General features: G+C 36.2%; 15 protein-coding genes. 7 read left to right on the top strand and 8 right to left on the bottom strand.

Annotated features, from left to right (window positions below; all coding sequences use genetic code 11):
• Positions 1-29 precede the first annotated feature (29 nt).
• The gene (locus MM213_RS05765) at positions 30-698 is read right to left on the bottom strand and encodes a carotenoid biosynthesis protein (protein ID WP_241410520.1); all 669 of its coding nucleotides are present in this window, start codon (positions 696-698) and stop codon (positions 30-32) included.
• Positions 699-811: 113 nt separating this feature from the next.
• Here MM213_RS05765 and MM213_RS05760 point away from each other — a divergent pair, with 113 nt between their 5' ends.
• Genes MM213_RS05760 through MM213_RS05750 form a run of 3 tightly spaced genes read left to right on the top strand, consistent with a single transcriptional unit; the run spans position 812 to position 2,188 of the window.
• Positions 812-1,114 (top strand): DUF4286 family protein, encoded by a 303-nt coding sequence (locus MM213_RS05760; RefSeq protein ID WP_241410519.1) that lies wholly within the window; start codon positions 812-814, stop codon positions 1,112-1,114.
• Between the two features lies 1 nt (position 1,115).
• Complete coding sequence (locus MM213_RS05755; protein WP_241410518.1) at positions 1,116-1,580, top strand: TspO/MBR family protein; 465 nt, start codon at positions 1,116-1,118, stop codon at positions 1,578-1,580.
• Positions 1,581-1,588: 8 nt separating this feature from the next.
• Positions 1,589-2,188: a DNA-3-methyladenine glycosylase I gene (locus MM213_RS05750; protein ID WP_241410517.1), complete on the top strand. Its 600-nt coding sequence runs from the start codon at positions 1,589-1,591 to the stop codon at positions 2,186-2,188.
• Positions 2,189-2,210: 22 nt separating this feature from the next.
• Here MM213_RS05750 and MM213_RS05745 read toward each other — a convergent pair whose 3' ends face one another.
• Together MM213_RS05745 and MM213_RS05740 are read right to left on the bottom strand one after the other, a co-directional pair.
• Complete coding sequence (locus tag MM213_RS05745) at positions 2,211-4,358, bottom strand: cation:proton antiporter (protein ID WP_241410516.1); 2,148 nt, start codon at positions 4,356-4,358, stop codon at positions 2,211-2,213.
• A gap of 241 nt (positions 4,359-4,599) precedes the next feature.
• Positions 4,600-5,343 (bottom strand): DUF4488 domain-containing protein, encoded by a 744-nt coding sequence (locus tag MM213_RS05740; protein WP_241410515.1) that lies wholly within the window; start codon positions 5,341-5,343, stop codon positions 4,600-4,602.
• A 52-nt stretch (positions 5,344-5,395) separates the two neighbouring features.
• Here MM213_RS05740 and MM213_RS05735 point away from each other — a divergent pair, with 52 nt between their 5' ends.
• A complete protein-coding gene (locus tag MM213_RS05735; protein WP_241410514.1) occupies positions 5,396-5,716 on the top strand; it encodes a Rieske (2Fe-2S) protein in 321 nt (106 codons plus the stop codon).
• On the opposite strand, the gene MM213_RS05730 is transcribed toward MM213_RS05735, so the two are convergent.
• Positions 5,713-6,048, bottom strand: coding sequence for a tRNA-binding protein (locus tag MM213_RS05730; RefSeq protein WP_241410513.1), 336 nt, complete (start codon positions 6,046-6,048; stop codon positions 5,713-5,715). The two genes, MM213_RS05735 and MM213_RS05730, sit on opposite strands and share 4 nt — an antisense overlap.
• Here MM213_RS05730 and MM213_RS05725 point away from each other — a divergent pair.
• Positions 6,031-6,504 carry a hypothetical protein gene (locus MM213_RS05725; RefSeq protein WP_241410512.1) on the top strand — a complete coding sequence of 158 codons (474 nt, stop codon included), beginning with the start codon at positions 6,031-6,033 and terminating at the stop codon, positions 6,502-6,504. The genes MM213_RS05730 and MM213_RS05725 overlap by 18 nt on opposite strands.
• 243 nt (positions 6,505-6,747) lie before the next feature.
• Positions 6,748-7,317, top strand: coding sequence for a fasciclin domain-containing protein (locus MM213_RS05720; protein ID WP_241410511.1), 570 nt, complete (start codon positions 6,748-6,750; stop codon positions 7,315-7,317).
• Between the two features lie 124 nt (positions 7,318-7,441).
• Here the strand turns inward: MM213_RS05720 and MM213_RS05715 are convergent, their stop codons facing one another.
• The 3 genes from MM213_RS05715 to MM213_RS05705 all read right to left on the bottom strand — a co-directional run bounded on the left by MM213_RS05715 (position 7,442) and on the right by MM213_RS05705 (position 12,293).
• Entirely contained in the window at positions 7,442-10,288 is a 2,847-nt protein-coding gene (locus MM213_RS05715) for an outer membrane beta-barrel protein (protein WP_241410510.1), read from the bottom strand.
• Positions 10,289-10,929: 641 nt separating this feature from the next.
• On the bottom strand, positions 10,930-11,652 hold the full coding sequence (locus MM213_RS05710; protein WP_241410509.1) for a tRNA threonylcarbamoyladenosine dehydratase: 723 nt from the start codon (positions 11,650-11,652) through the stop codon (positions 10,930-10,932).
• Entirely contained in the window at positions 11,649-12,293 is a 645-nt protein-coding gene (locus tag MM213_RS05705; RefSeq protein ID WP_241410508.1) for a TatD family hydrolase, read from the bottom strand. Before MM213_RS05705 ends, MM213_RS05710 begins: the two co-directional genes overlap by 4 nt.
• Positions 12,294-12,356: 63 nt before the next feature.
• Here MM213_RS05705 and MM213_RS05700 point away from each other — a divergent pair, with 63 nt between their 5' ends.
• Positions 12,357-13,514: a hypothetical protein gene (locus MM213_RS05700; protein ID WP_241410507.1), complete on the top strand. Its 1,158-nt coding sequence runs from the start codon at positions 12,357-12,359 to the stop codon at positions 13,512-13,514.
• A 280-nt stretch (positions 13,515-13,794) separates the two neighbouring features.
• Here the strand turns inward: MM213_RS05700 and MM213_RS05695 are convergent.
• The coding region (locus MM213_RS05695; protein ID WP_241410506.1) for a T9SS type B sorting domain-containing protein at positions 13,795-14,055 on the bottom strand (261 nt) is incomplete at its 5' end.

Here is a 14,055-nt window from a genome sequence, read left to right as displayed (position 1 = left end):
TTTGTTTATTAATATAACACGACCTGATACTATAGCAATATATTGAGCAGTAAAAAGAAAGCTGCCAAATTAAATAACAAATATAAAGAAAGTGGATTTATTTTGATAAAATTTGATTTTCTGTAAATCAACTGAATGAGAAAGGCAACTCCTAGCCACCCTACAAAATTGGAGGCAGGAATTAAATCATTCTCCCAAGACCAAAAATCGAGTTTTACAGCTACAGGCTCTATCAAAACATCCAATAAAACCATTATAATAGCACTTGAAAATGCTGCTAGGTAATCATTTTTAATCTTTTTGTGAAAAACTTCTCCACTTATATAAACTAACAACAACCAATTAATCCCTATCAACAATGGAACTTCAAACAATTGAAAGCCCAAAACTGGTCCATAAGTATAACTTCCAAAAGGAAATCCAGTATGCACCCCTAGTACTTCAGATCCATATCCTAATCCAAATGCCAAAACAGTAAATAGGTAGAAGGAGAAACTCCAATCCTTGTGAAAATAAAAAAGTAAAGAAGTACATAACAATAAATGAAAAGGTGTCAAAAACTGAAAGTAAACTCTTAGATCGGGAATGACCATCCCTAACAATCCAACTAAATGAAAAACAGTGATAATAAATTTAAAAATATTAACTTTCGTAAAAAAATAATCTTTTACGTAATTTTGAGTATGTTTTTTATGCATGGATAAAAACGTTTGTGAATATTTTAATGTTTAATATCAACAATTGCTGTAAAATCAACTTTGACAATTGTTATTTGTTCAATAGATAGCGGTACAAAACTAAATATAAATATATGATTTTATATAATATCACAGTCAATGTGGAAAAGGACGTGGAAGCAGAATGGCTGACATGGATGAAAGATACACACATCCCTTTTATTATGGAGACCAAGATGTTTGAAGAAAACAAGATGTTTAGAATTATGCACGATTCTGAAGATGGAGGCATAAATTATTCAGTCCAATTTTTCGCAAAAAATATGGATTTGGTCATGACATATCAGAATAAGTACTTTGACGCACATAATGCTTTGGTACAGAAAAAATTCCCGAGAAAATTAGCCATTTTTATGACTTTACTAGAGCAAGTCTGATATGATAAACTTTGTTAAACTTATCCTGTGTATTCTTCTACTACAGATAATTGGCTTAGTAGGTGCTACATTCACAGTCCCAAAGGTATTAACTTGGTATACAATAATTGAAAAACCCAGTTTCAACCCTCCATCTTCTGTATTTGGACCAACTTGGACAATCCTCTATATATTAATGGGGGTTGCTCTTTTCCTAATTTGGAAATCAGAACATCCAATGATGAAAAAAGCCATTGCCGTTTTTGGCTTACAAGTATTTTTAAATGCACTTTGGTCACCTGCATTTTTTGGACTTGAGTCACCATTAATGGGGCTAATCATAATTGTACCGCTATGGATAAGTATTCTAGTATGCATTAAAATATTCTTCCCAATCCAAAAATGGGCATCAATTTTAATGATACCTTACTTCCTGTGGGTAAGTTTCGCTACTGTTCTCAATGCAAGTATTTGGTATTTAAATTAAGAATTTATATGTCAATCTTACCACATGATCCAAACAAGATTCGTTGCCCTTGGTGCATGGGGTTTGAGCAATATGTGAAATATCATGACGAAGAATGGGGTGTGCCAGTGTTCGATGACAAGGTACATTTTGAATTTTTGATATTAGAGAGCGCACAAGCAGGACTTAGCTGGGCTACAATCTTGAAGAAAAGGGAAGGTTACAGAAAAGCTTTTGCTGATTTTGATTACAAAATAGTTGCAGATATGCCAGAATCATATGTCACAGAGCTGCTGCAAGACCCAAGCATCATCCGCAACAAACTCAAAATCGAAGCTGCAATCAACAATGCCAAACAATTCATGGAAATCCAAAGTGAATTTGGATCTTTTTCCAATTACATTTGGGATTTTGTAGATGGGAAGGTTATTGATAGGCAGCTAGATTCATTGCAAAATGCACCAGCTACAACTGCGGAGTCTGATAAACTTTCTAAGGACCTCAAGAAAAGAGGCTTTAAGTTTTTGGGAAGCACCACTATCTATGCGCATATGCAAGCCACCGGCTTGGTTAATGACCACCTTGTAGATTGCTTTCGATATGAAGAAGTGAGGAGGTTGGCGATTTGAGGAAATTTTAGCTCAAACTACTTTACTTCCTTTTGAAAATTTTGGCAATAGTTTTTCCAATCTCATCAAGCTTTTCCAAAGGCTCGATAAATGTTGGGTTTTTGAGATCAAATTTTGATGCGTCTGTGACACCAGCCTGCATAGGGTAAATTAGAATATAGCTTGTATCCTTAAAATATTTGTTGAGATAAGATGGTATTTTGTTCATAAATGAGTGAAATGAAGGCTTTTCCTTTCTACTCATCACAATAATCAGATTATCGTCTTTATGAAAATCCCTGGCTAATATCAGAAAATCATCCCAGTCGCTAAATTCATGAAATTCAGATTCCACAGGGTGCTTCAGCTGAATTTCTTTGATAAAAGCAAGCGACTCCTTTGTTGCATAAAAGACAAGCTTGGCGCCGGAATTTCTAGCAATATTCCATACCTTAATAAGCCAAAATGCAAATCCAATTTCCTTTTCAGCTTTCTCAGGAACAATAATTACGTGTCTTTTGATAGTACCGAAAGGCTGAGCAGGTTTATAGATCAAAGTAGTGGTATTGCATTTAGTGAGTATACCTTCAGTAAGGTGTCCCAAGAATGAATCTGAGATACCTTTTTTTACATGTAGACCTAAAATCAAATCGGTGATTTTATGCTCCTTCACTACACTTGTGATTCCGTTTACTATATTTAGATCATATCTTAACAGCTCATTCAAATGATTGTCTGTTGCAGAAGCTGTAACAGCAGCTTTGTTTAAAATTTTCTTTGCATTTTTATCCGCAGTTCCATCATTGGAGTTATTGTCGATTATACTCAGGGCATAAAGTCCTGTTTTATTTATTTTGGATTTGATTGTAACCCCAAGATTGATAAGCTCATCTGTAGTTTCGGAATTGCTCAATGGAATCAATATTTTCTCTTGGCTTTCTTGTTCATCAGATTCAGATTCTGAAGCATCTGATAATGCAATATTTTTTGCTCCTTTTTGAGCCACAAAAGAAGCAATGGTACAAGTAAATAAAATCATCAAAATTGTACCATTCAAGATACTCTCACTTAACAATCTGATAGGCTCTCCTGATGATGTCTCTCCAAGTATTATATTGTAACCGACCAACACAGCCGCCAAAGTAGCTGCAGCTTGTGCATTGCTCAAACCAAAGATCAAACGTCTCTCATCACGGGTGAATTTAAAAGTTTTTTGCGTCAACCATGCAGCTATAAATTTTGCAAAGGTGGCCACTACAATCATTACTGATGCCACTTTGATCGTCTCTATATCTTTGAAAAATGCCCTGTAATCAATCAACATGCCCACTCCTATCAGAAAGAATGGTATAAAAATAGCATTTCCGACAAACTCAATCCTATTCATCAATGGGGAAGTGTGAGGTATTAACCTATTCAAGGCTAAGCCTGCAAGAAAGGCTCCGATAATGGCTTCAATACCTGCAAGTTCTGCTAAGACCGCTCCTAAAAAAACCATGACCAAGACAAAAATATATTGAGATACATTATCATCAAAACGCTTAAAAAACCAACTTCCAATAATTGGAAACAATAGCATGACTATCAAACCAAAAATAATAATCGACACTGAAAGCCTTATCCAAAACTCTGAATTTACCTCTCCTGTAGTCATGCCTACAATAACAGCAAGAACCAACAATGCCAAAGTATCAGTAATCATCGTTCCTCCGACAGTAATATTAACTGCTTTGTTTTTGGCAACGCCAAGCTTGCTGATCAGGGGATATGCGATAAGTGTATGCGAAGCAAACATACTTGCCAATAATACAGAGGTAAAAATCGAGAAGTTTAAAATATACAAGCCTGACAGTGTACCAAGGGCCATTGGAATCAAAAATGTATAGAGACCGAAAACAAGACTTTTCTTGCTGTTTTTTTTAAAATCACCTAAATCAATCTCCAATCCGGCAAGAAACATTATGTACAATAAACCTGCCGTCCCTGACAGAATTATACTACTATCCCTTTCCATCAAATGAAAACCATTTGGCCCTATCACAGCGCCAGCTATAATTAGACCGAGCAAATGTGGGATTTTGATTTTGTTGAGGATAATTGGAGCAAACAAAATAATGACCAGTATCAAAAGAAATTTTAATACTGGATTTGTAAGCGGTAAACTTGTATCTAAAGTGTTTAGAAAAATCATATGTACTTACTTAAGACTGACTGGAAAGCTTCTCTATTGATTTGTCAAAACGGTAATTCGACAAAGTTGTTTCTAACTTTTTTTAGCTATCAACAAGATTATGATTTATTGAAAAATATAAATCTTTTACCTACAAACTCCCATATTGACATCTCAGTAAAAGTAAAACAAAGATAAATGATTCTCGGAATTAAAAATTTCTGTAGGATGTGACGATAATTAATTCCGAGAATAAATACATCTATTTTTCAGGCTGATACGCATCTTTGTATTTTGTCCAAATTTCATAAATCGGATCTCCTTTGGAACTCATACCACTGTGATGCCATTCGCCATCGATCACTTCATATTTGAAATCCAAACTTGCGCCAACTCTACTATCATCTCTGGAGAAAAACTCAATGTTTTCAATATACTTACCATCCTCGGCTGTGTATGTTCCTCCTCCCGTACCTGAGAATTCTTTAGTCTCTGAATTGAAAGCTACCCATTGGAAATGACCTCCACTTAGGATTTTGATAGTTCTTCGAGCCCCTGGCGTGGATCTACTGATTTCTTCATCTCTTTTTCTTCCTGTAATCACCCAATTACGTGTCAAGTCATCTTTGGCATCACTTACTTTTTCCCAAATTTCCACCGATGCGTTACCAGCTTTCTCTGTGGAGATAACCATTTTCCCATCTATCAAATCAAGAGAAAACTCAACTTTCATTCCCACCATTTCCTTATCTGCAGTAAAAAAATCGTAGGTCTCCAAATAGTAATTATCATTGAGACTAAACTCACCACCTCCAGCACTTATAAATTTATTGCCTTCGTTTTCTTTTGCTCCAAAAGAAAAATACCCGTCTTGATAGATTTTGATGTATGTTTTGTCTTTGATCTCTTTCCCATTTTGATGGGTAAGTTTCCATGCTCCATCTAGACTCTGGCCAAACAATGATCCGAATAAAAATAACAGTGGAAGAATTAATATTTTTTTCATGATAAGATTGTGTTAGGTTTAGACTTCTAAATTACCAATTAAATCTTTGATTATGAAAAATTTTACACTTGGAGAAAATAGATCGCAAGTAATGGACATGATAGCTGACAGAAATATCAAAGTTGTATTATTGGGTAGCACAAGGATTTGTATTAGTCGAGTAGGAGAAGTTTTTTATGCTTTCGAAACCCATTGCCCTCATAGAAAAGCAGAACTAAAGCAGGGAATGGTAACGAGTTTTGGAGAAATCGTATGCCCACTTCATGAATATCGATTTGATATGCAAACAGGTGATGTAAAGTCAGGTTCATGCGGTGAGTTGAAAACCTATCGCGTAGAATTAACTGAAAATGGATTGAAAATTTTTATTTAGTGTAATTTTCCACCATTGGGTACAGGAAAATCAACCGTAGCCAATGCTATCCTACCTTGTCCATCATCAAATCCAGTGACAAGTACTTCGGACATAAAATTGGCGATTTGCCTAGGCGGGAAATTGCAAACACAAATGACTTGTTTCCCTATCAATTCATCCACATCGTACAAATCTGTGATTTGAGCAGATGATTTTTTGACTCCAAGTTCGCCCAAATCAATTTTCAATTTGTATGCAGGCTTTCGTGCTTTCTCAAAAACTTCTGCATGGACAATTGTTCCAATTCGGACATCAATCTTTTGAAAATCAACATGATCAATCGTTTGCATAGATGCAATATTTTTAATACTTTTGAAAACCTTATTTCAAACTCCCAAGTTATACATTTAGGATTAGAGCCACACATGATGTTAGAACAAAATATTATTTCTTCAATAAGCACAAAAGGTTTGTTCCTTATTCTGGTGTTTTGTGCTTTCGGTAATTTCGACACCTTTGGACAAGGTGATAAAGATAAATATCTTCCTGATGTTCCAAAAACTACCGAAAACCCTATACACTTTGAAAGTCCTGAGTCCGCTAATTATGACCATAAGATAGATGTAAATAATAAATATAATAGTACTAGTAAAGAAACAAAAGCTTCTACTAATCAAAATCCAATTAGGAAAGAAAACCCAATTTATAAACAAGGAAGTGATAAAGAGGTAAAAAAAGAAGGAATGTCTACCCTCTCTTTCAATCTTTTCCTTTACATTGTGGATAAATTTAAAGAAGATAATTAAGCAAATAACAATAAACCTAAACTGAAAACAGGCTATATCGCAAGATTTAGCCTTTTTTTATTTTCAATTCTTCTAGTTTAGATATTTTTTTAAAAGAACACACAGAGGAGCTTTGGTGTAAATAGACATGTAAGATTACCATTACAGTATGGTGGAAAAATAAAAAATGTAAAAATGTGCCAATCCAAGGCAACCATGTTTAACGTAATTCCACCCAAATAAACAAACCAAAAATTTAGAATTATGAAAACTATCAATTTATTCAAATCAGCATTTTTAGCCATGTTTTTTCTAGGATCAACCCTGGCGTTTGCTCAAAGTGAAAAAACTGTAACTGTAGGTGGTGCTCCAATGTATCCTTCTAAAAACATCGTGGAAAATGCAGTTAACTCTAAAGATCATACTACTCTGGTAGCAGCCGTTCAAGCAGCAGGTTTGGTAGAAACTTTACAGACACCTGGACCATTTACCGTATTCGCTCCAGACAATGCCGCTTTTGAAAAACTTCCTGCTGGCACCGTAGAAAGTTTGGTAAAACCAGAAAACAAGGCTACACTTACTTCAATTTTGACTTATCATGTGGTAGCTGGAAAAATGGGATCAAAAGAAATCGCTGCAGCTATCAAAAAAGGCAATGGAAAAGCTACTTTGACAACAGTACAAGGTGGTAAGCTGACTGCATGGATGAAAGGAAAAGACCTTTATATCTCAGATGAAAATGGCAATCAGTCAAAAGTAACAATCGCTGATGTGTATCAGTCAAATGGTGTAATCCATTCTATAGATACAGTAGTACTTCCAAAAAGCGAATAATTCAGAACTCTTGAAACTCCACCAATTCAAGATCAACTAGAATTTTCCTTAGAAATAATAAAACACAAAAAAAGCTGAACGTTGATCGTTCAGCTTTTTTTCGTTTCAGGAATTGAATGAAAGCTTACCAGCTTCTTCCCCCACCACCTTGGAACATACGCATCATTTGGTTTCCACCTTGTTCACGAGCAGGTTGCTTAAAGCTTCCGATATTGTAAGTAAAGCTAAATAAAGCATATCTTGTCAATACTCTTGTGAAGGTATCAGTGATAGAGATGTCATTGATTGTTCTGGAAATAGCATTGTTTTGACCCAAAAGGTCAAATACTGTCACCTTGAATTCACCTTTATTATCTTTTAGGAATCTATAGCCTGCTTCGATATTCCATAACCAAACTTGCTGATCTAAGCCTGCTGACAAACCTCTATATAGCGCATTGTTGACTACATTAGAAACAAATAGTTTTCCGTTGTTCGGAGAATAGTACAACCTAATATTCGAGTTTTGGATATAATAATTATTGTTCAAATTAGTCTGTAAGGAAGAATTCACGATTGTATAAGTACCAGTAGTTGACAATGTAAAATCCAAATCCTTGCTGATATTTGAAGTTAAAGTCAAGCCTTGGCTCAAATCGATATTGTCATTTTGGTTACGTTGACCATTGATGATACCCGGCGTTCTGTTGAAGGAAGCCGAAGTATTCATGTTAAACTGTGATTTAATTGCTTTGATAGGAGCCCCGTAAGTCATAAATACTCTTGTATTGAATTGGCCGCTTAGATTTTCAGGTCTTGACAATTGCCCACCAGGTCTCAACAAAACCTCTCCATTGATCAAAGTATCTTGTTGGGCAACAAAAGTATTGGAACCGATAAAATTCTCTGTCAAAGATGCAAAAGCAAATACGAAGAAAGTTCTGGATTTTTCCAAATTCAATTTCCCCAAGTTTACAAATACATTGTGATTGAAGGACTGTCCAAGATTTGGATTACCTACTCTTAAGTTCAATGGATTTGAGTTGTCGATTACATTTTGCAATTGATTGACACTTGGCTCATTTGTAGAAGTTCTATATCTCATCCTAAAAGTCCTCCCTTTTGCAATGTTCCTATAGTTCAAGTTCAAACCAGGGAGCAAATTACTGAATGATCTATTGAACACCCTTTCCAAAGGAAACAAACTTTCATTATCCTGCTCAGCATACTGGTAATCCAAATTGGCATTGATATTCCAATTTTTATAATTGTATCTGTAGCCTACACTTGGTCTCTGAACGACAAATCGATTGTCAAAAACGTTACTCAATGCTGTATCAAGTACCATCAAATTTGCCTCTGGCACCAAACTAAAAGTCTGTTGATCTGCGGAAGACTTGTTGTTTGAAACTTGATAAGACAATGTCAACAATGATTTTTCCGAAATCGGCTCAGTCAATTGCATATTGACTCTATAATTGAATCCATCAGTCAAACCAAAAGTTTCTTGATTGATGGTATCACTGATATTTCTGATAAAATCCCTATTTGCTGCCAATAATTCGGAATATGAATCCCGCTTGTTCAATGCAGTGAATAAAGTAGTAGAAAGTGTTCTCCCTGGTTTTTCGAATTTATATCTGTAAACAATATTGTTTGAAATATTATACCCTGAAGAGTTGTTGTCTGAAATAGACCTTGTGCTACTCAATGGATCCAAGACAGCATTCATTGTCAAAGCATCTCTATCTGTATATGCATTGCTTGAAGTATAATTCAAACTTGGAGTAATTATCAAAGCATTTTTGGGATTGATATCATACTCTATCCTTGCGTTGGCTCTATGATTGCCGTTTTCAACAGTATTAATTAAATCCTCTTCATAAAACTGTCTATTGTCCCCTGACAAGATTATTTCTCTATTAGTAAAACTGCTCAGATTATTACGAGAATTGCTGTAGAAGTAACTTCCCGTTACATTCATTTTATCTCCCAACTTGTCGGAATAATTCAATCCCATGCTGTTGGTTGTAATGATACCATTGTCTTGGCCACCTCCAAAGTTAGCTGCTCCACCTCTTCCTCCTCCTGGCCTGCCACCTCCAGCACTTCCACCTAAATCTTCAGATGAAAAATTCTGCTGATTGATATTGTTAAATAGCCCTACGAGTGAAATCCTACGATCACCTTTAAAAAAGTTTAAACTTCCACCAGCTGAGTAGCGCTCGTCAGTTCCATAACCTGCATAAAGTCGTCCAAATGTACCTTGCCTTCTATCTCCTCGTGTGACAATATTGATAGTTCTTGCGTAATTTCCGTCATCAAAGCCAGTCAATCTAGCTTGATCTGATCTTTGGTCTAGTATTTCTACGCGATCTACTACATCAGCTGGAAGATTCCTCATTGCCAGAAAAGGATCGTTGCCAAAAAATTCCCTTCCATCTACCAATACCTTTTGAACATTTTCTCCCCTTGCTTGAATCTGACCATTCTGAATAGTCACACCAGGCAACTTTCTAATCAAATCTTCCGCATCTGCATTCTCCCTAGTTTTGAAGGCTGCAGCATTGAAAGAAGTTGTATCTCCTCTCTGCTCACCTACTACAATTTGGCCTTCTATAACTACCTCTCCAAGCAATTTGCTGTCTTCATTAAGGGCAACAATTCCAAGATCCAAACCGTCTGTTCTTCCCATTTGCTTGGAGAATTTTTCAAAACCCAAAAAAGAAATCTCAACTTTTACATCGGGGATCCAAGGTCTACTTACCTCAAAATTTCCATCAATATCCGTCACTGTGGATGTCAATACGGAATCGGTTACCGTTTTTACCAACACATTGGCACCAATCATTGGCAGCTTAGTAGCACCTTCGATGACCTTCCCTTTGAATTTCAAATCAGGTCTGCCTTGCTGATTTCGTTGAGCTGAAACCTCCATAGTGGCAGCCATCATCACAAGCAAGAAAAATAATCTGTAAATCTTAATATTCATTCCTTTGGTTTTTTAAATCGAGTCTTAGACACCACGAGTGATTGAAAAGTTTAACATCCAATTTCACTAAGTTTTAAATGGATTTTTTTCAGGTTAAAAGGCTAAAAAAGGGGGTTGGGGATTGGGGATTTGAAGATTGGAAGATTAGAAGATTGGGGGATTGGAGGACTTTTTCTAAACTCCTAAACCCTAAACTTCTAAACAGATAGGGGGGATTGGGGATTGGGGGATTTGTTAGAAGGTTATAAAGTTGGAAAGTTGGAAGGTTGGGGCAGACCTTTGAGTGGGTCGCCCAATTCGCTATTTCCAAAGCACCAAATAGATATTAGGGATTTGAAGATTAGAAGATTGGGGGATAGCAGGTCTTTTTCTAAACTCCTAAACCCTAAACTTCTAAACAGATAGGGGGGATTGGGGGATTTGTTATAAGGTTATAAAGTTGGAAGGTTGGGGCAGACCTTTAAGTGGGTCGCCCAATTCGCTATTTCCAAAGCACCAAATAGATATTAGGGATTTGAAGATTAGAAGATTGGGGGATTGGAGGACTTTTTCTAAACTCCTAAACACTAAACTTCTAAATTTCTTCAGAGCAGCTTTCAAACTTACATCCAAACTCATCTTCGTACATCATACTTTGTACATTATTCAAGTAAATCATTGACTACCACAGAAGCACAGGTACAGCCAAAAGCGGCTGGTAAGAAGGACATGGTTCCGTAAGCTGATTTTTTGAAATTTCGGCCATCAGTCATCATGAGGCTATCTTTGAGATAGAGTTCTGAAGAAAATACGGCCTTGAATCCAGAAGTAATGCCCTTATTCTTGATCCTCTTTCTGACATGTTTGGCAAGTTTGCAATTGTAGGTTTCTGAGATATCGGCAACTTTGATCTGGGTGGGATCTACCTTTCCTCCAGCACCCATCGAACTGACTATGGGAAACCCTTTTTGATAGGCACTTTCTATCAGATGAAGTTTCGGCGAAAAACTGTCAATACAGTCCACAACATAATCATACTCATTTTCCTGAAGCAATTTGAACATCGCACCAGGCTTTAGAAATTCCTTGATGACATGAATCTTAAGGTTTGGATTGATCGCGGTCAATCGCTCTTCCATCCATTCAGCCTTTAGCTGACCGACATTTTTTTGAGTAGCAGGCAGCTGTCTGTTACAATTGCTGATATCTACAGCATCCCCATCGATAATCGTCATTTCTCCAACCCCACTTCTACAGATAAACTCCGCAGCAAAAGACCCAACTCCACCCAATCCAACTACCAATACATGTTTTTTTGCCAATTTTTCCAATCCTTCACGGCCTACTATCAATTCCGTCCTTGAAAGCCACGCTAAATCACTCATGTCATTTTTCTTTTCGAGATGTTATTCCAATTTCCCACCACTTGTTCCAAAAGTCTTTCGACTGGAATTTGCAAAAGTAAAGAAGCTTGTGAAAAAATCTGTTCAATTTTCAAATTCGAATCATCAGTTTCTAAAAAAATTCTCTCAAGCGGACAAATTTTCAGAAATTCCTGTGCATTTGAGCCACTCTTGAACAACGCTTTACCAAAGGAAAAGTAAATAGGCGCATCCAACAAGGAGAGTCCGATCTGTGGTTTTGCATTGAAACCATGCCAAATCATCGGAGGAAGTTTTGCCTTATCCTTTATGATTTGTTGCAAAAGATGCAAACCTTTAACTTGATGCATGATGACTGGTAACCCTAACTCAAGGGCCCAATCTAGCTGTGCCACAAATGCTTCCTGCTGTATTTTGACTTCAGGCCCTTTGATCAGATCAAAGCCACATTCTCCAATCGCCATCAAATTTGGATCTTGGGAAGCTACTTTCATTTTTTCCAATTCCCGCCCCCAGTCTTCATCCAATTCCCAAGGGTGAATTCCCATAGAATACCAAAATTGGGCTTTGTCTTTTTCAGTACTTTGGTTGTATATCGAGCGCTTCCCATTGATACCATGCGTATGTAAATCAAATAACTCCATAAAATCAGCAACTCTTTTTTGATTACAAGTCCTTATTTGTTAGTTTAACATAAATTTAGACTCATGAAACGACAAATATTCTTATTAATGTCCTTGTTTTTGGTTTTTTCTTGTTCAGAGAAAAGTAATGAAAATAATGGAAAAGCAGAAGACCTAACTTTGGTAAAATCAGATTCTTTACAAATTTCTTATTTGGGTTTACTCAATTTGATGGATGTACATCCCAAATCTGGAAGGATTTTGCTTTTTGATCAGAAAAAAAGGAGTTTGATAGTAAGTGATTTTGATGGTAACAATCCTACAGAAATAAAAAACGAAACTGATTCACCAGATAGCTACGGCGCTTTTCCGTTAGGTGCAGGAAAATTTTCAGAAGATGGAAAAAGCTTCACCATCATTTCCAATCAGGGAGTATATACTTATGATTTGGAGGGAAATCTAATCAATGGAGGCAAACATCAAGAAGCAGAGATGCCGGCATTTTCAGGAAGGGCTTCGGCAGACAATGAGTTTTATTGGATTGGAGATAAAATCCTGACCAACGGTGCAGGAAGGACCGAATATTTCAGAGATACTCCAGAGTTTTATGAAAACTATACATCATTTGCTTGGTTTGATACTTTGGATCGAAAAGTTGAGAAATTCATGAATTTTGATGAACAAAGTATTTTTAGAAATGGAAAAGCACACGAAATCCCACATTTTATCCCGAGAATGACTTCAGCACAGGATCGAATTTACTTTATCCAAGGAATCGAGCCTGCTTTGAATATACATGAATTAAAAGAACCATACAACAAGATTAAGAGGGTCGATTTAGCTATTGGGGATTACTATTTTAACAAAGGCCAAAACTTCAAAGATGTAGATCCGCGTGCAATAAGTATGGATGTGTACAGTGGAATGTTTGAAAACATCAAAATTCTTGATGAATACATTCTAATTTCTTTTTTCCCAGGGGTGCCAGAACTTGATCAATCAAAGTATGAAAATGTGGCTTACATGGAGGTGATTCCCAAAACGAGAAAAGACTATCCAATCAGGATGCTGATTTTAGACATGGAGGGTAAAAAGTTAGCTGATTATGCGATACCTAATGAATTTGATGCTAGACAATGGCTCGTTCGAGATGGATATATTTGGTTTTTGGGGACTGAGAACTTAGAAGAGGAAGAGGATTTTGTAAAGGTGTTCAAAGTGATGCTGGGAAAAAATAGTTAATGTATATCATGTACAAAAATTAGAGTTTTTAATATTGATACTGGATATTCGAAGCTTATAAATTAAGAATTATGGCTATCCTCATCATCATCATTGGGTGAATTTCCCAATAAAAACGTGCAATCAATGATTTTTGTCGATTAGTTACAAGTATATATTTTGACTTAAATTATATCAATTTGTTTGATTATTGGCAAGAAAGTGGATGGACACAAAAAACAGCTGGGTTTTAAAAACACCAGCTGTTTTAGTTTTTATCAATATTATTTTTTCTCTTAGATTAATCTTTTATAACCTGAATCCAACCCTTGAACACATGTGTCCTTCCTGTCGAATCTACTGCATTGAATACATAATAGAATGTTCCCGATGGTAGACCTTCAGCTGACCAGTCGTTTTGATAGTCACTGCTTTCATATACATGGTCTCCGTATCTGTTGAAAATAACTATGTTGTTGCTCACAAACTTGCCTATACCCTTGATCACAAAACGATCGTTCTTGCCATCTTCACCAGGTGTAATCACGTTTGGTATAAAGAA

The organism is Belliella alkalica (assembly GCF_022549785.1).
Lineage (GTDB): Bacteria > Bacteroidota > Bacteroidia > Cytophagales > Cyclobacteriaceae > Belliella > Belliella alkalica.
This window is presented reverse-complemented; position numbering and strand designations above follow the sequence as displayed.

What these genes read in the sequence shown, in the direction of transcription:
- MM213_RS05765 (WP_241410520.1), bottom strand. Translation starts at nt 698, where the DNA reads ATGCATAAAAAACATACTCAAAATTACGTAAAAGATTATTTTTTTACG.
- MM213_RS05760 (WP_241410519.1), top strand. Translation starts at nt 812, where the DNA reads ATGATTTTATATAATATCACAGTCAATGTGGAAAAGGACGTGGAAGCA.
- MM213_RS05755 (WP_241410518.1), top strand. Translation starts at nt 1,116, where the DNA reads ATGATAAACTTTGTTAAACTTATCCTGTGTATTCTTCTACTACAGATA.
- MM213_RS05750 (WP_241410517.1), top strand. Translation starts at nt 1,589, where the DNA reads ATGTCAATCTTACCACATGATCCAAACAAGATTCGTTGCCCTTGGTGC.
- MM213_RS05745 (WP_241410516.1), bottom strand. Translation starts at nt 4,358, where the DNA reads ATGATTTTTCTAAACACTTTAGATACAAGTTTACCGCTTACAAATCCA.
- MM213_RS05740 (WP_241410515.1), bottom strand. Translation starts at nt 5,343, where the DNA reads ATGAAAAAAATATTAATTCTTCCACTGTTATTTTTATTCGGATCATTG.
- MM213_RS05735 (WP_241410514.1), top strand. Translation starts at nt 5,396, where the DNA reads ATGAAAAATTTTACACTTGGAGAAAATAGATCGCAAGTAATGGACATG.
- MM213_RS05725 (WP_241410512.1), top strand. Translation starts at nt 6,031, where the DNA reads ATGATCAATCGTTTGCATAGATGCAATATTTTTAATACTTTTGAAAAC.
- MM213_RS05730 (WP_241410513.1), bottom strand. Translation starts at nt 6,048, where the DNA reads ATGCAAACGATTGATCATGTTGATTTTCAAAAGATTGATGTCCGAATT.
- MM213_RS05720 (WP_241410511.1), top strand. Translation starts at nt 6,748, where the DNA reads ATGAAAACTATCAATTTATTCAAATCAGCATTTTTAGCCATGTTTTTT.
- MM213_RS05715 (WP_241410510.1), bottom strand. Translation starts at nt 10,288, where the DNA reads ATGAATATTAAGATTTACAGATTATTTTTCTTGCTTGTGATGATGGCT.
- MM213_RS05710 (WP_241410509.1), bottom strand. Translation starts at nt 11,652, where the DNA reads ATGAGTGATTTAGCGTGGCTTTCAAGGACGGAATTGATAGTAGGCCGT.
- MM213_RS05705 (WP_241410508.1), bottom strand. Translation starts at nt 12,293, where the DNA reads ATGGAGTTATTTGATTTACATACGCATGGTATCAATGGGAAGCGCTCG.
- MM213_RS05700 (WP_241410507.1), top strand. Translation starts at nt 12,357, where the DNA reads ATGAAACGACAAATATTCTTATTAATGTCCTTGTTTTTGGTTTTTTCT.